Genomic DNA, 22,633 nt, shown 5'->3' on the forward strand with positions numbered 1-22,633 from the left:
CATTAATTCGTTTAAAAATAAGGACGCCGCGCATCCTTAACTTTTATCTAAATTGAAACTGCATGCCAAAACGCTTCAAAACCAGATTTACGATAAAGCTCGGTTTGAGAAGGGTCTTGAGCAATAAAATTAAGTGTAACTTCTGCAAGCGCACCTAAAATTGAAGCAATAAATAACGGTGGATAATCTCTTAATTTGCCATCATTAATACGTTCTTGAATATTTTGGGTGAGGTCACAAAAGGTTTGCATGCCAATTTGTTTGCTTTGCTCGGTAATTTGTTCAGAGGTTGAAAGCTGTGCCATGACTTTGCGTTTGAGTGGAGCTTCTAAACTCCAGTCCAAATAGCTTTGCCAAATATGAGACATTTGTGTTTGCAAATCGGAGTGATCAGGGTAACCAAGCATCATGACCTGACGTAGTTCAGCCTTTAGTGAAAGATATAACTGGTTCAGCAGTTCTTCTTTATTGCTAAAATAGGTAAATAAAGTACCTTCCGCGACACCAGCGACTTTTGCAATTTTTGAGGTAGACGCACGCTCACCAAGCTCTGCTAATGTTTCAATAGCAGCACTTAAAATTGCATTACGTTTATCTTCACTGCGTGGACGAGCCATATATAAATACATTAATTGAGTGATTACTCAATCATACATAAAAATAGAAAGACAGCAAGATATATTTTGTTAGATCCACATTATTGATTCGTTCTAAAAGTAATGGGTGTTTGACCTGTCCATTTCTTAAAAGCTCGTGTGAAATTTGTAGGTTGTATATAGCCCAGATAAAGCGCAATTTCTTGTATATCCATATCACTATGAAGTAACAAATGCTCAGCTTCTTTTTGTTGAGCTTCTTCAAGCAGTTGCAGATATGAAGAACCGACTTGGTTCAAATGGCGCCGTAATGTTCGACTAGACATGTTTAAGCGAGTCGCAATTTCATCAAATGAGGGATAACCCACCTGTGGTTTTAAGTTTAGTTCAGCCTTTACGGTCAGGCATATATCTTTAATTTGCTCTGAAAAACGGATTTGTTCAGCTTCACACTGCGCCAGAGCTTGTTTAAAGGCAATCGGATCTGCCATTTTTATGGGTAAATCTAGAAGCTGTTTTTTATACCGAATTTGATTAGTCGGTTGATTAAAATGAATAGTAGGTAATAAATGTTGATAAGCTTTGTGATAGCTAGGTTCTGACCAGTCCACCCATAATTCAATATCACCTAAATCATGTTCTCTTAAAAATTGACCAGCTTGAATCACGCCAATCATTAGACATTCATAAAAAAACCGTCTAAGCGTTTCAGCTTGAGCAGGCTGATTGCTGACAACGGGGTGAGTTTCTTTAATTTCAATAATAGAAAATTCATGATCATCTAACAGAGCAATACGATAATCTTTTAATCGCATATTAAAAAATTGTGTTGAAATCTCAATGGCCTGTCGTAAATTGGGGCTGCTCATTAAGGCATATCCCATTGGCCCATGGGCAGTTAAACGCAGTTTTATTCCATATTCATATCCCAAGCCAGAATCTTTCGACAATAACAAGCTTTCCCACGCCAGTTTAGACCATTGCATAGGGGTAATTCGGGCGTCTAATTGGTCTAAAAGTGTTAAGGGAATTTTACTTTTTTTCAAAATTTCAAGCGCAGAAAACCCTTTGTCTACCATAATTTCTAATAACAAATGAGCATAAGAAATAGGAATGCTGGCTTTGGATAGCCCATAAGGATCCTTCATATTCTTTTTTTGTTGTGGCCGAAAATGATTATCAGTATGTCTGATCTACATCTCACGCTCAAGTTAAAACTTCGGAATAATCAATTTATTCTATTTTGAGCAAGAATTATGAGCCTACCTATTCCACGAGCCTCATCTCGCGTTGTGATTACAGGTGCTTCATCGGGCATTGGTGAAGAGTTAGCAAAACAGTTCGCTTTACGAGGCTATTCCTTAGTTTTAGTCGCTCGCCGTGTCGAAAAATTAGAAGCACTGGCTGAAAAACTAAAAGCTGAATATCAAATATCTGTAGATTTATATCCATGTGATTTGGGAGATAGACAAGCTAGAGCTAAGTTTCGTCACTATTTAGAAAGTATCGAAGTCTCAATTCTTTGTAATAACGCAGGTTTTGCAACTTTTGGACGACTTCAAGACTTAGATGCAGACCGAGAGCGTGAAGAAGTCGAAGTCAATAGTGTGGCAATTCACGACCTGACTTTAGCTGTGTTGCCACAAATGCTCAAAAGAAAATCCGGAGCAATACTGATAGTAGGCTCTACTTCTGGTCATCAACCCACTCCGGCAAATGCCACATATGCGGCAACTAAAGCATTTGCAAACTCATTTGCAGAGTCTTTACATAGCGAACTAAGTGGTACAGGGGTGACCTGTACTTTACTTGCTCCGGGTCCTACTAAAACAGGTTTTAATGAAGTTGCTGGAATTACCAAAATTGATGGAGTCGGTGGCAATTTTGTTTGGGTCACAGCAGAACGAGTAGCTAAAGAAGCGATTCAAGGCATGGATTGCAATCGCCGTATTGTGATTCCCGGTTTTATTGCACAGGCGCAAACTTTTGGGGGACGTTATACCCCGCGCATCATTTTGCTCCCAATTCTGAAACAAGTATTTTCGAGATTAAAATCATGAGACAACTCATCAATGATTTAAGTGTTCCAGTGGGCTTAGCCAATCTTGGCAATAAGCTTTATCACAATGCGCAGTATTTGACGGCTGTTGTTGAAGTGGATGAAAAAGCGATGGCTCGTTGGTTACCGTCTGGGATGACACTGGTTCAACCTGCAAGAGCTGATTTGTTCTGTGCTTATTTCCCGGAAAACGTCTATACGGGTGCTTACCATGAAGCGGGTTTATTTGTTCATATTAAAGTAGGCAATAAAACAGGGATCTTTTGTCCTTGGATGATTTTAGACGATGACCGCGCCATGATTATTGGACGTGAGTTGCTGGGCTACCCTAAAAAGATGGGAGAAATTAGCTGGGAAAATGATGGCAAACGCATTTTAAGCAAAGCTTCACGCCGAGGCACAACACTCATTGAAATGGAAGCCAAGCTTGGTGAAGTTATTCATGATGCACCTCCAATTTTAGGACTACCACATCGTAATATCACAGGTGGATTGGGCCTTGGTCTACCACGTGAGGTTCGATTTACCCCTAAAGAACATCCACTTGAAGTCCGTCGTGTAGAAATGAACTTACGTTTTACGGGTACTGAAAATGATCCTTTACACGATATGGGACTAGGTAAAGTCATTGAGGCAAGATTGCATCGAGTTGATTTATCGGGTGGGTTAATTCCTCCAATTCAAATACCTCGTCTACGCACGCCGTTATTTTTATTGCGCCAATTTAATCCTCGCGTTTTATAACTGGAGAATAAAGATGAATGCGTTCTTTAAGTCAAAACAAACACAAGATTTTTCTAAAATCTCGGCTTCAATTGATATTCCTGTAAGAACAATGGATTTTACTTTTCCAGATGAAATTCCTGAGTTCTGGTTTGATAACAATGCCTTACTTACGATGTTGTTGACTGCATTATCGAGCGCATTTCCAGATGGTGAACGTCAATTTATTCATAGTGTGCGTAATTATCAGGCAAAAATTGAAGATCCTGTTCTGCTTAAACAAGTCCGTGCTTTTATTGGTCAAGAAGCACATCACGGTAAAGAACATGACGTGCTCAATGCTGTCATGCTGAAAAAGGGTTATCCCGTAGACCGAATTTATAAGCGCTTTAAAAAGATGAATCGCTTGATGCAAGAGCAATTCTCTACAGCTCATCAGCTTGCTTGCACTGTATGTATGGAACACCTCACAGCAATTCTAGCTGACTATTTTATTAGTACCGCACCCGAGGATTTAGAGTTATTTAATACTCATGTCAGAAAAATCTGGGCATGGCATGCGATTGAGGAAACCGAACATAAAGCTGTAGCTTTTGATGTATATCAGTCTTTGGTCAATAGACCTTATTTCTTACGGTTGGTGATGTTAGAAACCACGCTTTCTTTTCTCATCATTACCACCAGAGGAACAAAAGAGCTTTTAAAGGCTTCGGGCAAAAATAGAGATTTTAAAAGTCTATATGTGGGTTTGAAATATTTGCTTGGCGGTCAAGGTGTGATCCGAAAAATTAGCCGCAGTTACTTAGATTTTTATTCTAAAAATTTCCACCCTTGGCAACACGATAACCGTGAGCAAATGATGAAATTAAAAGACCTATATCTTAATGAATGATTTTTTAAATTTAGGAAGAAAGAAAATGACAAAACCTAATCCAAAGGCCACATTAGCAAGCCCTTTAACGTTAGCCTGTGGCATTAGCATTCCAAACCGAATTGCCAAATCTGCAATGAGTGAACAACTTGCTGATCGGCATGGTTCACCGACCACTGACTTACAGCAACTCTATGCAGCTTGGGCCAGAGGTGGAGCAGGGTTATTAATCACAGGCAATGTGATGATTGACCACTGTGCTTTTGTTGAACCACGAAATGTGGTTTTAGAGTCAGCAGAATTTCTGCAAGCAAATAAGTTATGGGCTCAGGCCGCTAAGGCCAATGGCAGCAAAATTATTATGCAAATTAACCATCCCGGCCGTGTTGCAGTTTTACCACTTTTGAAAAAGCCAATAGGCCCTTCAGCAGTTGGGCTTGATTTACCTGCCATGAATATTATTCGCATTCCGCGTGCGATGACCGAAGCAGAAATATATGAGCAGATCAATCGATTTGCTCAAACTGCGAGGCTGGCTATTGAAGCTGGTTTTGATGGAGTACAGGTTCATGCAGCACATGGCTATTTACTCTCACAATTTTTATCACCTCTAGCCAATGTTCGGACAGATAAGTGGGGCGGTAGTCCTGAAAACCGACGCTGTATGCTCATTGAAACAGTTCAGGCTGTGCGAGCTGCAATAGGCAAAGAAAAAATATTAAGTGTAAAACTCAACTCTGCCGATTTTCAAAAAGGCGGATTAAGTCAGGAAGAATCGATAGACATTGCATTAGCTTTAGAAGCAGAAGGGATCGACCTATTAGAGATTTCAGGCGGGAATTATGAATCCCCTGCACAGTTAGGCTATGCACCAGATCGTTCTGCTCAGCGTGATGCATATTTTATTGACTATGCCACTGCACTTCGTAAACAAAGCAAATTACCACTGATGTTAACAGGTGGACTGCGCGATGTAGATTTTATGAACCATATTGTTGCTAATGGTACGGTCGATTTGGTTGGATTGGCTCGACCTTTTGCAGTACAGCCAGATTTAGCAAAACAACTGTTAGCCGGAAAATCGGTATTAAAACCAGCAAAAATTCCAGCCATTGGATACAAACCAGTAGATGCCTATTTGCAACTCGCTTGGCATGCTTCGCAATTTCGCCGTATTAGCAGTGGGCAACAACCCAAAGAGATTAAGGGCTTAGTGCGAACATTGATTGCTTTTGGTCCACGTATGGGCTTTAACATTTTGACTCAGGATTAATGGTAAGTGCTTTTGATATATAAGGATTTATTATCATGAATAGTTTAATCAGACAAAACTATGTCATTGTGCCGCGGCGTCCAGTATTTAATTTTACTGAAACGCCAACGCATTGGATTTATGATGATCCCATAGTTTCCCAGATATTAAATTCAATTAACCCGATTACACCTGCACCAGAACGTTGGTTTTGTCAGACGTTTAGAGATGCATTGCCTTATATTAAAGATGAAAAACTGAAAGAGGCAGCTATAGCTTTTATTAAACAAGAGGGTGCTCATAGTTATGGGCACACTCTCGGAACACGGCATATAGAAGCTTTGGGTATTGATTTAAGTCGTTATACCAAACTGATGAATTGGATATTTAATGACATGATTGGCCCAAAACCATTAGGCTATGAATTGAAGCATCCACGCTTAAAATCGATGTGGCTAACGACCCGATTAGCAATGGTGGCCGCGGCTGAGCATCTGACTGGAGTATTAGGGGATTGGGTTCTCAATGCAGAGGGATTACAACAAGCACCTGTCGATGTGGAAATGTTACGGTTATTGCAATGGCACGGGGCTGAAGAGGTTGAGCACCGTGAAGTAGCCGATGCAATGTTTAGATATTTTAGCAATAGTAATGTACTTCGAGTGGGGGCAGCGGTTTTCACGTTCCCTCTATTTATTGTTTTGGCTTATGTTGCTGTCGAAAATCTAGTAGAACAAGATGCGCAATTACCACATCGTTTTCGTTTCAAAGATTATTTCCGAGCAGCTCGACAAGACCGTGTGCCTAAGGTTGACGATATAATACTTGCCTGCTTACGTTATTTTAACCCTAAACATAGTCCACTAAATGAAGGCTCAACTGAGCAAGCCTTAACTTTTTTATCTACAATAAAAGAACTTAACTAAATAAAAGCTTGTACGAATATTGCTTCTTTTAGGCTCAAAAATAATGAATAAGACCTTTTAATTCATCTTATTCATGGTCTATAGCCGCCATATGAGCGGCTATATAATCTTCGAACCCTTGCGTAATCTAGATAATATTTGAGCTATGTACCTTATTCATCAAATTGTAAAACAACTTTCCCTTTTGCTCGTCCAGTATTTACATATTGGAGCGCTTCTTTAATTTGAATAAAGTCATAGGTTTGGTCAACTATGGGTTTAATTTTTCCAGCTTCTACCAGTTCAGTAATTTTTGAGAGCTGTTGACCATTTGGCTGCATAAATAAAAATGTATAAGTAATGCCGCGTTTTTTTGCTTTATGTCGAATTGACCAGCTTAACATCGGAATAACACATTTTAGGAACCAGTTTGGATTAATTACCTCTGCAAAAGCATGGTCAGGTGGCCCTGAAATACTAATAAGACGTCCACCACGTTTAAGAACGTTTAGTGATTTTTCTAAGGTTTTTCCGCCTTGTGTATCTAAAACTACGTCGTAGTCTTTAAGCTCTTGCTCAAAGTCCATTGTTTTATAGTCAATGATAATGTCAGCACCTAGCTCTTTTACCCAACCACTGTTTTTGGCACTGGTTGTGGTTGCAACCGTATCGCCAAGAGACTTGGCAAGTTGAATAGCAATTGAACCTACACCACCTGAACCTGCATGAATAAGCACTTTTTGACCAGCTTTAACTTTTGCAATTTCAACTAGTGCTTGCCATGAAGTCAAGGCAACTAATGGTAGGGCTGCTGCTTGTTCCATTGAAATATTTTGCGGTTTCAGTGCAAGTGAAGACTGTTGAACCACAGTATATTCAGCAAAAGCGCCGTTTAAATCTGTCTTGGCATAGACTTCATCTCCAGCTTTAAACTGGGTAACCTTCGATCCAACTTCTACGACTGTACCTGCAAAATCATTGCCTAATATGAAAGGAAACTTCACTGGGAGAATTGCTTTAAATTCACCCTCTAAAACTCTTAAGTCGAGAGGGTTAATGCTGGCTGCATGAACTTTAACAAGCACGGCATCTTCGGTTAGAGAAGGTTTGGGCTGTTCATCGAACTGTATATCATCAATATTGCCATAACGGCTAATGTAGGCTGCTTTCATTTGAAACCTCTATTTCTCGAAATTATTTTTAAAGTTTTATAGGCTTGGGTTTGTTCTAAACTTTCAAGCTACGGTGAATTAATTTGTCAAAGATCTTTGCAGGTGCAAATCGTCTTAACGCTTTTAAGCTTTTTGCAGTTTTTCCTGCTGTGTAACGTGGTACGACCTGTTGGCTTTGAATGACGGTTAAAATTGTATTGGCAACCACACTCGGGTCATCTGACTTATTAATTGAATTAATCATTTGTTTATGTAGCTTTTCACGAGTTTGATCGTAAAAAGAAATTTTATTATCTGCTTCGAGTAAGTTTACTCCCAAAGAAGTATTAGTGTAAGCAGGTTCAATAAGTGACACACGAATGCCTTGAGATCTTAATTCGTGATCTAAAGATTCAGAGTAGCCTTCAAGTGCATGTTTTGATGCAGAGTAAAGTGCACCAAAAGGCAGAGGTAAAAGCCCAAGAATTGAACTGATATTTAAGATCAATCCTGAGTGTTTCTGGCGCATATGTGGAATCACAGCACGAGTCATTCGAACCGCACCAAAAAAATTGGTATCAAAAATAGCCTGTGCTTGCTGCATTGAACTTTCTTCGGCACCAGCAGGTGCTATTGCAAACCCAGCATTATTAATTAAGACATCAATTTTTCCTTCGGTCGCTATTACTTTCTCAACGGCTTGGGCAACTGAATCATCTTGATTTACGTCTAACTCAATAAGATGAAATTTGTATTTTGATGAATCTTTTGCTTGTCGGCTTGTGCCATAAACAATAAATCCAGCCTCATGTAAAAGGTTTGCTGTTGCTAAACCAATACCAGAAGATGCGCCTGTAATTAGAACTACTTTACCAGTCATACCATTTTTTCCAATTTGAAGGTGTTCGCTATTCAGTTTCACCTTGATATTTTCATCATAATCTAAAAACAAAATAGTTACTACTAAAATGATAGTGACTTTTATCGAATTTATTTCTAGTTTTTATTGGCTCATACGATTTTCAAACCAATTTCAAAATTAATGGAGAAAGAAATTGCATATAAAAAATAAAAGCTCTGCAAATCATTCACCAACCTTAAAGCTCAATGTCGATAGAACTTTATTTACTTATGGTGAATTTGGAAAAAAGAAGGCACATCAATTATTCTGCTAAATCATTTTAGTGCTGTAATTGATGATTGGGATCCTAGTGCCATTCATGGGATTGCTAAAGAAAAGTGGGGCATCATCTTTGACAATCGGAGTGTTGGCGGTTCACAAAGAAAAACTCCAGCTACTGTTCAAGCAATGGCTGATGATGCGATTGAATTTGAAACGCGTGGTTTAGTTTTATTAATTATTTACCCAGACACAGGTTACGGAGGAATATTTCAATTTCATCAAGACTTTGTGGGAAAGGTAATTCAGTTTTTAGAATAACTTCAATATTGTATAAAATGATGCCTCGGTTGACATCATTTTATATAGCTAGCTTTATACGATATTCTTTGAATTCCAGATAGTTAGAGCTTTACTCGCCGCATTTTCTGCTATTTGTGCTTCTGCACCTAATCCAACTATTAGATTAATACACATTGGAATTAGAATTTCGGTGGTTGGATTAGGGCAACTGGTAAAATGTTGCCCAAGCTCTAACATAATAAATCCATGCAGTGCACTCCATAACTGTGCCGCCATAACATCAGGGTCAATGTCTCGAATATATTTTGTTTCTATCAGATTGACACATTCTTGACGTAAGTATGAATAAGAATTTTTAAATGCTTCTGTACTTTCATTGGCTGAAGCTTCACTTCTCCGAAGTGGTGTATATCGTCCCTGAATAGACAAGCCAAACATCAAATCATAAAGATGCGGATTAGCCATAGCAAAATTTCGGCATTCTAAAGCCATTAAACACATGTTTGTCATTGGCTCGTCTGTGTTTTCTATACTTTTAAATAAACGAGCTTGTTGGGTAAATCCTTCGTCAGCTATGGCTTGCAGCAGCTCAGGCACCCCGCCAAAGTGAGTATAAACACCCATAGTGGACTGACCTGCTTCTAAAGCAACAGTTCTCGCTTTAATTTGAGAAGGACCTTGGTTTTCGATTATTCGCATTGCTGCTTCTAATAAACGTGTACGAGGACTTTTTTTTTCCATAACAAAGTTATTGCGCAATAAAAATAACATTGTTATATTAAACCATAACAATGTTATTGTTAATGCTTAGTAGCTACTAATTTCATATTTTTAAATAAAAGTTAAGCAAAGCTGAACGGATTCTTCTAGCGAGATATCGAGCTTAGAGACATAAAATGTGGTGACTAGGATTGCATCATGAAGATACTTAAAAGTGCTGTTTTGTCAGCAGTAGCAATAAGTTTAGCGGCCTGTAGTCATTATTCTCAGTCGTTAAATACAAGTAATAGCAAGGCTAATGTTAGTCAAATAAAGAAGGGTTCTGAAATGATTAATAGTGAAATACAGAGAAAGCACATTAAATTGGAAACTCATGACAATGTGCTCATTGCTCACTTAGATGGTGGTCCTTATCAGTTAATGGGACTAGATATGGCTGAAGAGTTATCTGAACTATTAGATGACCTTGAAAAAAAGCATACCTCTGTTGAGGCAGTAATTTTTACTGGGGATCATCCAGATTATTTTATTGCCCATGCTGATGTCCGTTGGTTACAAGAAGGTGGAGCTAGTATTCCAAAGCTGGGGCTAAAAACTTCTTCTTTGGTTGCACGTACATCTAAAAGTATTCGAGGAGTTCCAGGCTTAGAGCAGTTAGCGGAACTTACCCCTTTAGATGGTGGTATGCAATTAGATAAATTGCATGAAACTTTTTTACGAATGAATAGAAGTGGTGTGATTTTTATCGCAGCATTAAATGGCTCTGCTCTGGGTTTGGGTAGCGAGTTTGCACAAGCCTGTGACATCAGAATTATGGCTGATGGCAATTATGTGATTGGCCAACCTGAAATCTTACTGGGTATTAATCCAGGTGGTGGAGGTACTCAGCGATTAACGAGATTAGTGGGAACTCATCGAGCGTTAATGATGATGCTTGAAGGAAAACCTGTATCTCCAAAAGTTGCGTTAGAAATTGGCTATGTAGATGAAGTCGTGCCTAAAGATCAGTTGATCGATAAAGCTTTAGAGCGAGCAATTTATTTGAGTAAACGTCCTAAAACAGCACGCGCTGCAATTAAGCGAGCAGCATATTTTGGTGGGTCGGAAACATTAGAAGAAGGTCTGCATAGAGAGCGAACTGAATTTATTCATATATCCCCAACAGAGACAGCACAAAAGCTCATGAAAGGCTATTTAGAGCAAACCGATCAACGTAAAAAATTACCTTTCTATGATGCTGAAGTATTTCAAGAGACTTTAAAGAGTGGCTCACTTCCATTAGCGTCTGAAGGAAATAAAAAATGAATAAAAATCAAGTAAATGCTTCTAAATATCAGGTCATTAAAGAAGATATTCGTTTTGATTCAGGTGAAACTTATTGTTCTGCATGGCTGTTTCTACCTAAAGGCGTAACCAAACCTCCTGTAGTTGTGCTTGGGCATGGTATCGGTGCAATCCGAGAAATGAGATTAGATGCTTTCGCAGAACGTTTTGCCCAAGCGGGTATTGCTGCTTTAGCCTTTACCTATCGATATCTTGGTGACAGTGGTGGTGAACCTCGTCAACTCATGTCTGTAAATCGCCAATTAGATGATTGGGAAGCAGCTTTAAAATTTGTAAAAAGCTATCCGTCGCTTGATGGTGAACGTGTAGGAATTTGGGGAAGTTCTTTCGGTGGAGGGCATGCAATTACTATTGCGAGCAGACATCCAGAACTTAAAGCCGCAATTGCACAGTGTCCGTTCACAGATGGTTTAGCTTCAGCATCTGCACTAGGCTTAAAAGATACCTTAAGAGTAATTCCAGTAGTAACCAAAGATTTATTTGCAAAACTATTTGGATTGCCGCCAGTCATGGTGCCAATTGCAGCTCCTCCGGGACAGCCCGCTCTTATGAACGCTCATGATGCGTTAGAGGGGTATCTAGCATTAATGCCAGAAGGCGTCGAATTCGTAAATTACTTAACCGCAAGAATTATTCCAGAAATTCTAAGATATCGACCTGGATTAGTCGCATCTAAAATCCAAAGCCCAATACTCTTTTGTGTAAGTGATACCGATACAGTTACACCAGCGGGCCAAACTTTAAAACTCGTTAAACATGCTCCACGTGGGGTCATTAAACGTTATGAAGCAGGGCATTTTGATTTTTATACAGGTGAGGCTTTTGAGCAATTGGTTAACGATCAAACTCAATTCCTTAAGCAAAATTTCAATTAACTTGCTGAGATTTCATCTAGATTTGTAAAGGAACTACTATGCAATTTACTATGCTTTCTAAATTAAGGGCAGAGGAAGCCCCAAATGCTCACTGCATTTCTGACTCGAACATTTCTTTAACTAATTATGAGTTTCATAAAGCTGTTCTTCGAGCAGCTGGCACAATGAATAGCCAAGGTATTTGTGAGGGTGACGTTGTCGCACTTATGCTACCAAATCAAGTTGAATTTGTTGTTGCCATGTTTGCCGCATGGTATTTAGGGGCTGCTATAACTCCAATTAATCCTATGCTTACGCACAAAGAAGCAAATCATCAGTTAAAGGATTCAGGAGCAAAACTACTCATCAATTTAACAGGTGAGAAAATCGATAATAATGTCTCTTCAATAGCTGTGACTATGCTCAAGCATGGTGATGAGTTTCAACATGCTCCAGTTGTTAATCCTGAGGCATTGGCTTTATTAATATATACAAGTGGTACAACGGGTTTACCAAAAGGAGTCATGTTAGATCATTCTAATATTATAGCGATGACTGAAATGGGGCGTGAGGGATTACAAATATCTGAAAAAGACCACTGCCTTTTGATTTTACCTTTATTCCACGTCAATGGAATTGTTGTGAGTATTCTTGTTCCTCTTGCTTCTGGTGGCCGTGTAACCATCCGTCAAAGATTTGATATAGAAACTTTCTTTTCTGATATAGAGCAATTGCAACCGACTTATTTTTCAGCTGTGCCTACTATCTACGCAATGTTATATGCCTTGCCTAAAGAGGTTGTGCCAGACGTATCTAGTTTACGTTATGGCGTTTGTGGAGCAGCACCTGCTTCAGCTGATTTACTCGTTAATTTTGAAAAGCGATATGGTTTTCCAATAGTAGAAGCATATGGCTTATCGGAGGGTACATGTGGCTCTACATTAAATCCAGTGAATGGTATTAGAAAAGCTGGAACGGTAGGACGGCCATTACCCGGTCAAAAAATAGCTATAGCTGATTTTAATGGAAGACATTTACCTGTAGGTGAAATCGGGGAAGTGTTGATTCAAGGTAAAAACGTTATGCGGGGTTATCTGAATAAACCAGAAGAAACAGCCAAAACGGTTGTAAATGGTTGGCTACACACAGGTGATATAGGTCGAATTGACGATGAGGGATATCTTTCAATCGTTGGGCGATTAAAAGAAATGATTATTCGCGGGGGCGAAAATATTTATCCAAAAGAGATTGAAGATACATTGCTTGAGGTATCCGAAGTTTTTGAAGCGGCTGTGATTGGTGTTTCTGATGAAAAATGGGGGGAAGTAGTTTGGGCATTTATATCCCTTAAGCCTAATACTGAATGTTCAATTGATCAAATAAATCAGTATTGTAAGCAGCATTTGACTCGTTATAAGCAACCAGAAAAAGTGATTGTTCTTCCGACTCTTCCTAAAAATGCAGTTGGTAAAATTGATAAACCTAAGCTTCGTGGGCTATATCAAGTTCAGGGAGCATAAAATGTCGAAATTACTAAATATCGTCATGCATCTAAAAAATGGGTTGTCCAAAAGATAACAAGCTAGAGTGAGGAATTATTATGCGAAACACTTCTTCTGACAGCCCATTATTTGATTACGACTGGGTAGTTATAGGTTCTGGTTTTGGTGGTAGCGTATCTGCCTTACGCTTAGCTGAAAAAGGCTATCGAGTTGCCGTATTAGAACGTGGAAAACGCTATAAAGATGAGGACTTGCCTAAATCGACTTGGCAACTCAGTAAATTTTTATGGGTACCTTCAATTGGATGGAAAGGAATCATGCGAATGAAGATTTTTCGCCATGTTTTTTTTCCTAGCCAATCTGCTGTTGGTGGTGGTAGTACGGTTTATGGGGGAGTTCTCTATCGGGCTAGACCAGAGTTCTTCAAAAATCCTCAGTGGAATCATCTTAGTGATGATTGGCAACAGGTTTTAACTCCATTTTACGATAAAGCCGAATATATGCTGGGCGTAGAGACAATTAAATTTGATTCTACAAATCAAAATATTGCTAGAGAAATGGCAGCTCATTTTGATTGTAGTGATGGATTTAAACGATCTCCTACAGGTGTTTTTTTCGGTGAGCCAGGCAAAAGAGTGCCTGATCCTTATTTTGGTGGAGATGGTCCAGATCGCACTGGATGTATTCGCTGTGGCGCATGTATGGTTGGTTGTCGAGTCGGAGCAGTAAACTCATTAAGTAAAAATTATTTATGGTTTGCTGAAAAGAAAGGCGTTAAAATTTTTCCAGAACATCAAGTCACTGATATTAAACCTTTAAATGCATCAGATGGAAGTGATGGCTATCACGTTACAGTTCAAACAAAAGGGTTGTTCTTTACTACAAAAATTACGTTTTCGACTAAAGGTGTCGTGTTTGCAGGAGGCGCACTGGGAACCAATGAATTATTAGCCAATTGTAAATTGAATGGTTCACTACCGGATATCAGCAATAAATTGGGACAATTGGTGCGTACCAATAGTGAATCTGTGCTTAATGTAAGATTGCCCAAAGATCTAAAAACGTGGAATGACGTTACTGCAAGTAGCAGTGTACATATTGATCAAAACACACATATTGAGTTTTTGACCTATGGACGACATGCGGACTTTATGAGTTTGATGTATACCGTTTTAGTGGGTAACGGAAATCGATTAACACGCCCACTCAAATGGTTGTGGCAAATTGTGCGGCATCCAGCACAATGGCTGAAAACAGTGTCACCTATTGGATGGAGTCAGCATATGATTACGTTGTTGGTAATGCAATCTCTAGATAACTCAATCCAATTTTTACCTAAAAAGCGTTGGTTTGGTTCTGGATATAAATTAATTACTAAGCAGAATAGTGATAAGCCAAATCCAACATATATTGATATTGCCAATCAGGCTGCACAGTGGGTAGCTGATTATACAGGTGGTGTTGCACAGAGTAATATTTTAGAAGCAATAGCTGATATACCGACGACAGCACATGTTTTAGGTGGGGCTGTCATTGGAAAAGATGCTGCTCACGGTGTGATTGATCATAATTTACAAATATTTGGATATAAAAACTTATTGGTTTGTGACGGATCAGCAATGCCAGCAAATCCTGGGGTAAATCCAGCTTTAACAATTACTGCTTTAGCTGAATATGCAATGTCTAAAGTAATAGAACCCTACAGATATCCAACCTTTAAGTCTTGAACTGATGATCAGTAATTTTAAGGGCTGTTTTGTGTATCAACACGAAGCAGTCCTTTTTTATTTCATTTAATTTTTACAAGAAATTCAAGTAAATAATAGTTAGTACTAAAAAGATAGTGACAAAGGGAATTTATCAATATATAGTTAATATTAAATCGATACCTACTCTGTTTTTATCTTTTCTCTCTTTGAAAGATCACTCATAAAAACAGATGAATCAGATCAATGAATTAAATTTGAGGATCAGAGAAATGAATTTTTTATTAAATACAGTTGCTATGAGTTTGACGGCGATATCTATTTTTAGTGCTCCCTTAACTCAGGCAGAGACTGTGGAATCACTCTCTTTTAGCACCCCTTTTACTAAGGCGAATGAAGTGTCAAAAAACAGTGTTATCAATCAGCAAGCAGGTCAAAATCCCCAACTCAATACAAATTGGACAAATGTCCCAACTCAATTTATTAATGCAGGTGGCGTTAACTTCGCTTATCGAGAATATGGTCAACAAAACGGTGGAACGCCTGTCATTTTTTTAAACCATTTAGCTGCTGTACTAGATAACTGGGATCCACGAATTATTGATGGAATTGCGGCAAAACATCATGTTGTTGTGTTTGATAATCGCGGCGTTGGTGCTTCGACTGGTGAACCAGCAAAGTCAATTGAACAAATGGCAGATGATGCGATTACTTTCATTCAAGCAAAAGGCTTTAAACAGGTTGATTTATTTGGCTTTTCGATGGGCGGCATGATTTCACAAGAGATTGTGCTAAAACAGCCGAATTTGGTTAGAAAAATGATTTTATCGGGAACTGGCCCTGCGGGCGGTACTGGAATTAGTACAGTCGGGCGAGTTTCTAATTGGGATTTAGTTCGTGGAATGGTGACTGGTCAAGACCCTAAGGTTTATCTTTTCTTCACTCGTACAGAAAATGGTAAAGCTTCTGCAAAAGCCTTTATTCAACGTATTAATGAACGTACTGAAAACAGGGATAAAGAAATTACCATTTCTGCCTATCGTGCCCAGCTTAAAGCATTAAAAAAATGGGGAAGTAAAAAACCTGCTGACCTTTCTGTGATTCAACAACCTGTTCTTGTTGCCAACGGTGATCATGACCGAATGGTGCCAACAGTAAATACTTATGATTTAGCAAAGCGCTTACCGAATAGTTCACTTGTAATCTATCCAGATGCAGGTCATGGGGGAATATTTCAGTTTAATGAAGATTTTGTAAAACAATCACTTACATTCTTAGCTAAATAAGAACTTAAATTTAGGACTATGACCATGACAACAATTACACACCAAACAGCCGAGACCCAATTCATTGAAGTAGATGGAGCAAATTTTGCCTATCGTCGATGGGGTAATGCAAATACAGAGCAAGCACCGCTATTTTTTCTTCAGCATTTCCGAGGTGGTTTAGACAATTGGGATCCACTGATTACTGATGGTTTAGCGCAAGGGCGTGAAGTCATTTTGTTTAACGGTCGCGGCATTGCTTCATCTACTGGCCAGCCCCGTACTCGCATTGAAGATATGGCAGACGACGCGGCAGCAGTCATTCGTGCATTAGGTTTAAAGCAGGTTGACCTATTAGGCTTTTCACTGGGCGGGTTTCAGGCACAAGATTTAGTACGCCGCCATCCTGAACTCGTCAGAAAACTAATGCTTTTAGGTACGGGACCAAGAGGTGGCAAACCACGCGGTGATGACCCAGAAGTAGCTGCATTGGTATTGAAACATGCAACAACTGCTGTGCCATCTGAAGAAGACTTCCTCTTTTTATTTTTTGGCCGATCTGAAGCCGCTATTCAGGCGGGGCATGAATTTTGGCAACGTCGCCATGAGCGTAAAAACCAAGATCCAGCAAGTTCAGTTGAAGTCATGCAGGCACAGATAGAAGCCAATATGCATTTTTTACCTAAACTTGATGAACAAGATCCTTTTGCACATTTACGTGAGATTAAACAACCTACTTTCATTTTAAATGGTGTCGATGATGTGATGATTCCAACCATCAATGCATATCACATGGCACTTAACATTCCAAACGCTCAGCTATTTATTTATCCCGATGCAGGACATGGTGCCCAATTTCAGTACCCTGAACGCTTCGTAAAACATGCAATCCAGTTTTTAGATGAATAATGCCCATGAGTTCGGTCCATTCAATTTGATGAATCAAGAAGATAGAAATGATGAAATTTAAATTATTGCTGTGGATGCTGACCAAGCTCATGCAGCGTGCTGTAAAAAAGAACCCGAAATGTGCAGCTTATGTGAAAGATAAAAATGTCATCTTTCAGATTCAAACAGCAAGTGGTCAAGGCCGCTATTTCGAAGTGAAAAATGGCAAGATTAACTCTTACTCAGGGCTAACCAAATCACCAAGTTTTACCTTTACGTTTAAAACGGGTAGCAAAGGGTTTGCCGTGTTGTCAGCGAAAGACAGTGTAAACACTTTTTTAACTGCACTTAAAACACAAGACCTTGTCATTACCGGAAATTTTGTGGATGTGATGTGGTTTCAAAGTTTAGTGGACTTTATTCAACCCCATTCAAAACCCTCTTTAACTGTGTGAGATAAGCCATGACTCATCTGCAATTAAAAACGAATCTTTTGAATCAGCCTTTAACTTTACCGAATGGTGTCATCATTCCAAACCGGTTAGCGAAGGCTGCAACCAGTGAAACTTTAGCCAGCTATTCAAATAATCCAAACGAAAAACATGTTCGGCTATATCAGCGTTGGGCCGCATCAGGGATTGGGATGATCATAACTGGCAACATTATGATTGACCGCAAAGCCTTAGGTGAGGTCGGCAATGTGGTGGTTGAGGATGAGCGTGATTTTGCAATTTTACAGAAATGGGCAAAAACCGTGACCGAACAAGGTTCTCAATTGTGGGCACAGTTAAATCATCCGGGAAAACAATCACCGAAAGGATTAAATGTACGGAATATTTCTGCATCGGCAGTGCCATTTGGTGCAGAAATGCAGTCTTTATTTGCAACACCTGATGAAGCAACACACGAAGAGATTTTAGAAATTATTCAGCGTTTTGGGCGTAGCGCTGCGATATGTAAAAAGGCTGGCTTTAGTGGAGTTGAGATTCACGCTGCTCATGGTTATCTGATTAACCAGTTTTTGTCACCTTTGCACAATTTAAGAAATGATGAGTGGGGTGGTACACCAGAAAAACGTCGCCGTTTCTTAATGGAAGTTTATGCAGAGATCCGAAAACAAGTCGGTAAAGAGTTTCCTATTGCGATTAAGCTTAACTCGGCAGACTTTCAAAAAGGCGGGTTTACCGAGCAAGATTCTTTAGAAACCATTCAGGCATTAGCGAATGCAGGCATTGACCTGATTGAAATATCGGGTGGTACTTACGAATCTGGTGTAGCCAAAGCTCCACAAAAAGCATCGACAATCGCACGCGAAGCTTTCTTTATTGATTTCGCAGAAAAAGTGAGATTACTCGTAAAAACGCCGTTGATGGTAACAGGTGGATTCCGAACTGTAGAAGGTATGAATCAAGCTTTGCAGTCCCATGCATGTGATGTCATTGGAATTGCAAGACTTATGGCAATTGAACCTGATGTACCCAAATCTTTACTGGCAGGAAAAAATGGTTTTCAGTCAGTGCAACCCATCAAAACTGGCATCAAAAAAATTGATAGTCTGGGGATTATGGAAGTACTTTGGTATACCCAACAACTCAAACGGATTGGTAAAGGTAAAGAGCCGAAACCTAAGGAAAGTGGGTTATGGGCATTTATTAAATCAGTTTTACTCAGTGGTTGGGGAACTTATGCCACCCAACGTAGCCGAGCAAAATAACCCATTTACTTTACATCAGGCCAATAAAAAGCACTCCAATTGAGTGCTTTTATATTTAAATCATTCATTACTTTTGACTGATCGGGCGAGTACCAATTTCGGCTCCCGTCACTTGGTCAATTACAATAGGTTTGATTTCAGTGCCTTGTTCTGCATCAATGAAAGTTACCATTTTCTCAGGTTGCTCAAAGGGTTTATATTTTCGACCCCATGCACCAATCACAAATAAAGCTGGTAAAAAATCTTTACCTGCTTGAGTTAATACATACTCTTCACGTGGTGGGTGTTCAGAATATTGTCTTTTTTCGAGTAAGCCTTCTTCTACTAAAACAGATAACCGTTTTGTTAGCATGGTTGGTGCAATACCTAAGCTTTTACGGAACTGATCAAAACGAGTGAAACCCGCATGAGCATCTCGTAATATCAACATGCTCCACGCATCACCTAGTACAGAAAGGCTTCTGGCGATTGGGCAGACTTCTAGATTGCTATTTTTACTCATATCGAATTAATAAACTCAATAGTAACTACTAAAACAATACTAACACAAAATAGCGAATTAAGCGAGTTTGAATGCTAGATATACAATAATAACTCTATGTCCCGAGTCAATTTTGAACTATGTCTGTACTAGGCTGACTTTCTAATAACTTGGATAAATTATTTTCAAGCCAAGTAGTTAAATCAAAAAGTCGTTCGGAAGCCTCGCGTCCAAAGTCTGTTAATTGATAATCTACACGAGGTGGTATTTCTGCATAATCCTGACGTACGATAAAACCATCGTGCTCAAGCGTTTTTAAGGTTTGTGCCAACATCTTTTCACTAATGCCATCAATAATTTTCTTTAACTCATTAAAACGCAGACGTTGATCTCGAAGTGCAACTAAAATCAAGACACTCCAACGGCTCGTGAGAGTTAATAAAATTTTTCGAGAGGGACAATCTGCTGCAAAAACGTATCCTTTCATCGCGTACCACCTTCATTACAAAAGTTTACATTTGTTTCTAAACTTACTTTTAGGTAAGTACTTACTTTTAGTAAGTTAAGGTACTACGATGATTGGAATATATCAACTACATCAGATGGAGATCATCATGCGTATTGCAGTTACTGGTGCATCAGGTCAACTCGGCCAATTGGTTATTTCTCAATTACTCGAACGGACTGACGCAAAAAATATTGTCGCATTAGTTCGCAATCCAGAAAAAGCATCAGATTTAAGCTCAAAAGGGATCGAAGTGCGTGCTTTTGATTATGGCCATGACGCAGATAAACTTTCGGTTCAATTGGCTGGTATTGATAAGCTTTTATTAATCTCATCGAGTGAAGTTGGTCAACGTACAGTACAACACCAAAATGTGATTAATGCGGCAAAACTTGCAGACGTAAAATTTATTGTTTACACGAGTTTATTAAATGCAGATACATCACCACTTCTATTAGCACAAGAACATGTTGAAACTGAACAATATTTAAAAAAATCGGATATCCCATATACGCTATTACGTAATAACTGGTACAGCGAAAACTATGCAATGGGACTTACACAAGCAGTTGAACATGGCAAAATTTTTGGGGCAACCCATCATGGCAAAATTGCTTCTGCTTCACGTTTAGACTATGCGACTGCTGCCGCTGTAGTATTAACGCAAGACGGGCATGAAAATAAAGTTTATGAACTAGCGGGCGATACCAGTTATACCCTTGATGATGTAGCAAAATGGGTAAGTGAAATTAGCAAAAAAGAAGTCATTTACCAAGACCTACCAGAAGAGGAATATAAAGCACTCTTGGTACAATTGGGTATACCAGAAGGGTTTGCTGGCATTTTGGCAGATTCAGATGAAGGCGTATCTAAAGGCGGCTTGTATAGTGATAGCAAAGATCTGCATCAGTTAATTGGTCGTGCCACTACCAGTATGCAAGAGACGATTAAAGAATTCTTATCTTAAGTTAACGCTATAGTTCTTATCTAAAAGCAAAAAGGCTTAAATTGTTCAGATTTAGGCCTTTTGTATATTTAAATAAATAGGTTTTCCATCATTAATGTGCAAAGTAAGTTGACCCGATCAGATTTTTTCCTGATGTATAGTGCAACTTTATTTGAGATGTAGACTTTACTGAAATATATAATTAAATGAAAACAATAAATTAATAGCTAAAAAGTTATAAAATGAGTGTGAAATATATTGTTAATCGTTAAAAGAAAACTAGGTAAAAGATATGTCTTTATTTGAAGAATGTAAAAAAGCACTCAAAAATGATTTTCAAATTATTAGTGATATAGACGCAGAAGATGTTTATACGAAGTTGAATATGTATCCCATAAAACAAAACTATATTTTATGGAAAAATATAGATTTCAAAGATTTTGATGACATGGAAGAGTTGTTAGAAAGCATGCAAACGATTCAGAATGAAAATGTCTATGTCGTTGCAGATGATCAGAATATTCCAGTCTTTACTTCTAAGCTGACATTAATAATCGAAAATATATACGATGTTATGGCTCTATGTCCTAAAGTCTTTATTTTTAATGAAACTATCCTGTTAGAACCACTTTTTCCAACTTACACCGTTAGAGTGGCTTTTAATCCTAACTTAAATAAACCTTATATTTAAGGTTTTTCTTAATTGTGTAATTAAAAGAAAAATTAATCCTGCCAATAAGGTGTTTCACCGTAGACTTCAGCAAAATAATCAATAATTACCCGAATGTTTAAGGGCGGATGACGCACATTAGGATAAATTGCTGCGATGTGCTGTGGTTGAGGTTTAATAGATGCTTCATATTGAGGTAAAAGTTTTATTAATTTGCCGTGCTTTAATGCCTCACCAATGAGCCAGTCAGGAAATAAAACAATTCCCATCCCATTGAGTGCCGCCGTCATTAAGCTCTCAGCATTATTTGAAGCAAGTAAAGGCACAATTGGATAATGTACCCATTCCTCATTTGGTTTTCTAATTAACCAACGGTTAGGTCCTTCAAACCCTTTATAGACTAAACATTTATGTTTATTGAGTGCTTTGGGATGATCAAGAGTACCGTATTTAGCAATGTAAGCAGGAGAGGCCGCCAAATGATATTTTTGTGTGCCAAAAATACGCGCATGAAAGGATGAATCTGTGAGGGTTCCAATGCGAAATATTAAATCAGTACTGTCCCGAAGAGGATCTATAAATTCGTCTGTCTGAATCAGTTCGATTAAAAGCCGTGGATAACGTTCTGATAAACCCGCTAACCACGGTGCAATATGCCTTTGACCAAAAAATACGGGAGCATTAATTCTGACCAGCCCAGAGGGTTCTACAGTTTTATCCTGCAACGCCTTTTGAGCTTCATCAAATTGCTCCGTAATTTTTTTGGCATATTCAAAAAATAATTTACCCGATTCGGTCGGTGTGATTGCTCGTGTATTTCGATAAAAAAGTTGTTGTCCCAAGGCATCTTCTAACTGTTGAATAGTCCGAGAAATCATCGATGCCGAAACATCTTCTTTTCTCGCCACAACAGAGAAGTTTTGAGTTTTATATACACTGATAAAAAAGCGAAGGGTACGAATATCAATTGAATTTGACAAATTCATCTGTGCAGTTTCTGCAAAAGTGATTCATGGATTATGCTGTTTTTCTGCTGAATTGGCTACTCTATGATTCGT

General features: G+C 38.7%; 24 protein-coding genes. 16 read left to right on the forward strand and 8 right to left on the reverse strand.

Features of this window, described 5'->3' with window-relative positions; all coding sequences use genetic code 11:
- Positions 1–47: 47 nt before the first annotated feature.
- Entirely contained in the window at positions 48–617 is a 570-nt protein-coding gene (locus AC1PJP_RS14440) for a TetR/AcrR family transcriptional regulator (RefSeq protein ID WP_013197746.1), read from the reverse strand.
- An 80-nt stretch (positions 618–697) separates the two neighbouring features.
- On the reverse strand, positions 698–1,744 hold the full coding sequence (locus AC1PJP_RS14445; protein WP_479767406.1) for an AraC family transcriptional regulator: 1,047 nt from the start codon (positions 1,742–1,744) through the stop codon (positions 698–700).
- 108 nt (positions 1,745–1,852) lie between these two features.
- Here AC1PJP_RS14445 and AC1PJP_RS14450 point away from each other — a divergent pair, with 108 nt between their 5' ends.
- The 5 genes from AC1PJP_RS14450 to AC1PJP_RS14470 are packed head-to-tail and all read left to right on the forward strand — an operon-like array spanning position 1,853 to position 6,427.
- Positions 1,853–2,656, forward strand: a complete 804-nt coding sequence (locus tag AC1PJP_RS14450; protein WP_311076053.1) for an SDR family NAD(P)-dependent oxidoreductase — start codon at positions 1,853–1,855, stop codon at positions 2,654–2,656.
- On the forward strand, positions 2,653–3,399 hold the full coding sequence (locus AC1PJP_RS14455; protein ID WP_479767408.1) for an acetoacetate decarboxylase family protein: 747 nt from the start codon (positions 2,653–2,655) through the stop codon (positions 3,397–3,399). The genes AC1PJP_RS14450 and AC1PJP_RS14455 overlap by 4 nt, the downstream gene beginning before the upstream one ends.
- A gap of 13 nt (positions 3,400–3,412) precedes the next feature.
- Entirely contained in the window at positions 3,413–4,270 is an 858-nt protein-coding gene (locus AC1PJP_RS14460) for a metal-dependent hydrolase (RefSeq protein WP_479767410.1), read from the forward strand.
- 25 nt (positions 4,271–4,295) lie between these two features.
- Positions 4,296–5,522 carry an NADH:flavin oxidoreductase/NADH oxidase family protein gene (locus AC1PJP_RS14465; RefSeq protein WP_267530487.1) on the forward strand — a complete coding sequence of 409 codons (1,227 nt, stop codon included), beginning with the start codon at positions 4,296–4,298 and terminating at the stop codon, positions 5,520–5,522.
- A 35-nt stretch (positions 5,523–5,557) separates the two neighbouring features.
- Positions 5,558–6,427: a metal-dependent hydrolase gene (locus tag AC1PJP_RS14470; protein WP_479767411.1), complete on the forward strand. Its 870-nt coding sequence runs from the start codon at positions 5,558–5,560 to the stop codon at positions 6,425–6,427.
- A gap of 152 nt (positions 6,428–6,579) precedes the next feature.
- Here AC1PJP_RS14470 and AC1PJP_RS14475 read toward each other — a convergent pair whose 3' ends face one another.
- Together AC1PJP_RS14475 and AC1PJP_RS14480 are read right to left on the reverse strand one after the other, a co-directional pair.
- Complete coding sequence (locus AC1PJP_RS14475) at positions 6,580–7,578, reverse strand: NADP-dependent oxidoreductase (RefSeq protein ID WP_479767413.1); 999 nt, start codon at positions 7,576–7,578, stop codon at positions 6,580–6,582.
- A 55-nt stretch (positions 7,579–7,633) separates the two neighbouring features.
- Positions 7,634–8,437, reverse strand: coding sequence for an oxidoreductase (locus tag AC1PJP_RS14480; RefSeq protein ID WP_199945635.1), 804 nt, complete (start codon positions 8,435–8,437; stop codon positions 7,634–7,636).
- A 429-nt stretch (positions 8,438–8,866) separates the two neighbouring features.
- On the opposite strand from AC1PJP_RS14480, the gene AC1PJP_RS14485 reads away from it, so the two are divergent.
- Entirely contained in the window at positions 8,867–8,998 is a 132-nt protein-coding gene (locus AC1PJP_RS14485; protein ID WP_264158064.1) for a hypothetical protein, read from the forward strand.
- 54 nt (positions 8,999–9,052) lie between these two features.
- On the opposite strand, the gene AC1PJP_RS14490 is transcribed toward AC1PJP_RS14485, so the two are convergent.
- Positions 9,053–9,679, reverse strand: coding sequence for a TetR-like C-terminal domain-containing protein (locus AC1PJP_RS14490; RefSeq protein ID WP_252720546.1), 627 nt, complete (start codon positions 9,677–9,679; stop codon positions 9,053–9,055).
- 219 nt (positions 9,680–9,898) lie between these two features.
- Here AC1PJP_RS14490 and AC1PJP_RS14495 point away from each other — a divergent pair, with 219 nt between their 5' ends.
- From AC1PJP_RS14495 to AC1PJP_RS14530, 8 genes are all read left to right on the forward strand, one after another.
- Positions 9,899–11,005, forward strand: a complete 1,107-nt coding sequence (locus AC1PJP_RS14495) for an enoyl-CoA hydratase/isomerase family protein (protein ID WP_005305698.1) — start codon at positions 9,899–9,901, stop codon at positions 11,003–11,005.
- Complete coding sequence (locus tag AC1PJP_RS14500) at positions 11,002–11,919, forward strand: alpha/beta hydrolase (protein ID WP_192453859.1); 918 nt, start codon at positions 11,002–11,004, stop codon at positions 11,917–11,919. Before AC1PJP_RS14495 ends, AC1PJP_RS14500 begins: the two co-directional genes overlap by 4 nt.
- Positions 11,920–11,957: 38 nt before the next feature.
- Entirely contained in the window at positions 11,958–13,418 is a 1,461-nt protein-coding gene (locus tag AC1PJP_RS14505; RefSeq protein WP_192453858.1) for a class I adenylate-forming enzyme family protein, read from the forward strand.
- 80 nt (positions 13,419–13,498) lie between these two features.
- A complete protein-coding gene (locus AC1PJP_RS14510) occupies positions 13,499–15,127 on the forward strand; it encodes a GMC oxidoreductase (RefSeq protein ID WP_479767416.1) in 1,629 nt (542 codons plus the stop codon).
- A gap of 251 nt (positions 15,128–15,378) precedes the next feature.
- Positions 15,379–16,392, forward strand: coding sequence for an alpha/beta fold hydrolase (locus AC1PJP_RS14515; RefSeq protein ID WP_282496608.1), 1,014 nt, complete (start codon positions 15,379–15,381; stop codon positions 16,390–16,392).
- A 24-nt stretch (positions 16,393–16,416) separates the two neighbouring features.
- Positions 16,417–17,280, forward strand: a complete 864-nt coding sequence (locus AC1PJP_RS14520; protein ID WP_013197762.1) for an alpha/beta fold hydrolase — start codon at positions 16,417–16,419, stop codon at positions 17,278–17,280.
- Positions 17,281–17,327: 47 nt separating this feature from the next.
- Positions 17,328–17,714, forward strand: coding sequence for a helicase (locus tag AC1PJP_RS14525; protein ID WP_479753211.1), 387 nt, complete (start codon positions 17,328–17,330; stop codon positions 17,712–17,714).
- A gap of 8 nt (positions 17,715–17,722) precedes the next feature.
- Positions 17,723–18,973 (forward strand): NADH:flavin oxidoreductase/NADH oxidase family protein, encoded by a 1,251-nt coding sequence (locus tag AC1PJP_RS14530; RefSeq protein ID WP_479767419.1) that lies wholly within the window; start codon positions 17,723–17,725, stop codon positions 18,971–18,973.
- A gap of 67 nt (positions 18,974–19,040) precedes the next feature.
- Here the strand turns inward: AC1PJP_RS14530 and AC1PJP_RS14535 are convergent, their stop codons facing one another.
- Together AC1PJP_RS14535 and AC1PJP_RS14540 are read right to left on the reverse strand one after the other, a co-directional pair.
- On the reverse strand, positions 19,041–19,475 hold the full coding sequence (locus AC1PJP_RS14535; protein ID WP_005305679.1) for a winged helix-turn-helix transcriptional regulator: 435 nt from the start codon (positions 19,473–19,475) through the stop codon (positions 19,041–19,043).
- A 106-nt stretch (positions 19,476–19,581) separates the two neighbouring features.
- Entirely contained in the window at positions 19,582–19,941 is a 360-nt protein-coding gene (locus AC1PJP_RS14540; protein ID WP_005305677.1) for a winged helix-turn-helix transcriptional regulator, read from the reverse strand.
- Positions 19,942–20,068: 127 nt separating this feature from the next.
- Here AC1PJP_RS14540 and AC1PJP_RS14545 point away from each other — a divergent pair, with 127 nt between their 5' ends.
- Positions 20,069–20,926: an SDR family oxidoreductase gene (locus tag AC1PJP_RS14545; protein WP_192835605.1), complete on the forward strand. Its 858-nt coding sequence runs from the start codon at positions 20,069–20,071 to the stop codon at positions 20,924–20,926.
- Positions 20,927–21,197: 271 nt separating this feature from the next.
- Entirely contained in the window at positions 21,198–21,596 is a 399-nt protein-coding gene (locus AC1PJP_RS14550; protein WP_151822941.1) for a CDI toxin immunity protein, read from the forward strand.
- A 32-nt stretch (positions 21,597–21,628) separates the two neighbouring features.
- Here the strand turns inward: AC1PJP_RS14550 and AC1PJP_RS14555 are convergent, their stop codons facing one another.
- On the reverse strand, positions 21,629–22,561 hold the full coding sequence (locus AC1PJP_RS14555) for a LysR family transcriptional regulator (protein ID WP_479767420.1): 933 nt from the start codon (positions 22,559–22,561) through the stop codon (positions 21,629–21,631).
- Positions 22,562–22,633: the final 72 nt, after the last annotated feature.

This window comes from Acinetobacter sp. V116_7, from assembly GCF_056735735.1.

Coding starts and splice junctions, on each gene's coding strand:
- AC1PJP_RS14525 (WP_479753211.1), top strand. CDS start 17,328: ATGATGAAATTTAAATTATTGCTGTGGATGCTGACCAAGCTCATGCAG.
- AC1PJP_RS14450 (WP_311076053.1), top strand. CDS start 1,853: ATGAGCCTACCTATTCCACGAGCCTCATCTCGCGTTGTGATTACAGGT.
- AC1PJP_RS14445 (WP_479767406.1), bottom strand. CDS start 1,744: ATGAAGGATCCTTATGGGCTATCCAAAGCCAGCATTCCTATTTCTTAT.
- AC1PJP_RS14535 (WP_005305679.1), bottom strand. CDS start 19,475: ATGAGTAAAAATAGCAATCTAGAAGTCTGCCCAATCGCCAGAAGCCTT.
- AC1PJP_RS14465 (WP_267530487.1), top strand. CDS start 4,296: ATGACAAAACCTAATCCAAAGGCCACATTAGCAAGCCCTTTAACGTTA.
- AC1PJP_RS14510 (WP_479767416.1), top strand. CDS start 13,499: ATGCGAAACACTTCTTCTGACAGCCCATTATTTGATTACGACTGGGTA.
- AC1PJP_RS14545 (WP_192835605.1), top strand. CDS start 20,069: ATGCGTATTGCAGTTACTGGTGCATCAGGTCAACTCGGCCAATTGGTT.
- AC1PJP_RS14440 (WP_013197746.1), bottom strand. CDS start 617: ATGGCTCGTCCACGCAGTGAAGATAAACGTAATGCAATTTTAAGTGCT.
- AC1PJP_RS14455 (WP_479767408.1), top strand. CDS start 2,653: ATGAGACAACTCATCAATGATTTAAGTGTTCCAGTGGGCTTAGCCAAT.
- AC1PJP_RS14480 (WP_199945635.1), bottom strand. CDS start 8,437: ATGACTGGTAAAGTAGTTCTAATTACAGGCGCATCTTCTGGTATTGGT.
- AC1PJP_RS14520 (WP_013197762.1), top strand. CDS start 16,417: ATGACAACAATTACACACCAAACAGCCGAGACCCAATTCATTGAAGTA.
- AC1PJP_RS14470 (WP_479767411.1), top strand. CDS start 5,558: ATGAATAGTTTAATCAGACAAAACTATGTCATTGTGCCGCGGCGTCCA.
- AC1PJP_RS14495 (WP_005305698.1), top strand. CDS start 9,899: ATGAAGATACTTAAAAGTGCTGTTTTGTCAGCAGTAGCAATAAGTTTA.
- AC1PJP_RS14530 (WP_479767419.1), top strand. CDS start 17,723: ATGACTCATCTGCAATTAAAAACGAATCTTTTGAATCAGCCTTTAACT.
- AC1PJP_RS14505 (WP_192453858.1), top strand. CDS start 11,958: ATGCAATTTACTATGCTTTCTAAATTAAGGGCAGAGGAAGCCCCAAAT.
- AC1PJP_RS14515 (WP_282496608.1), top strand. CDS start 15,379: ATGAATTTTTTATTAAATACAGTTGCTATGAGTTTGACGGCGATATCT.
- AC1PJP_RS14500 (WP_192453859.1), top strand. CDS start 11,002: ATGAATAAAAATCAAGTAAATGCTTCTAAATATCAGGTCATTAAAGAA.
- AC1PJP_RS14555 (WP_479767420.1), bottom strand. CDS start 22,561: ATGAATTTGTCAAATTCAATTGATATTCGTACCCTTCGCTTTTTTATC.
- AC1PJP_RS14540 (WP_005305677.1), bottom strand. CDS start 19,941: ATGAAAGGATACGTTTTTGCAGCAGATTGTCCCTCTCGAAAAATTTTA.
- AC1PJP_RS14490 (WP_252720546.1), bottom strand. CDS start 9,679: ATGCGAATAATCGAAAACCAAGGTCCTTCTCAAATTAAAGCGAGAACT.
- AC1PJP_RS14460 (WP_479767410.1), top strand. CDS start 3,413: ATGAATGCGTTCTTTAAGTCAAAACAAACACAAGATTTTTCTAAAATC.
- AC1PJP_RS14475 (WP_479767413.1), bottom strand. CDS start 7,578: ATGAAAGCAGCCTACATTAGCCGTTATGGCAATATTGATGATATACAG.
- AC1PJP_RS14550 (WP_151822941.1), top strand. CDS start 21,198: ATGTCTTTATTTGAAGAATGTAAAAAAGCACTCAAAAATGATTTTCAA.
- AC1PJP_RS14485 (WP_264158064.1), top strand. CDS start 8,867: ATGGCTGATGATGCGATTGAATTTGAAACGCGTGGTTTAGTTTTATTA.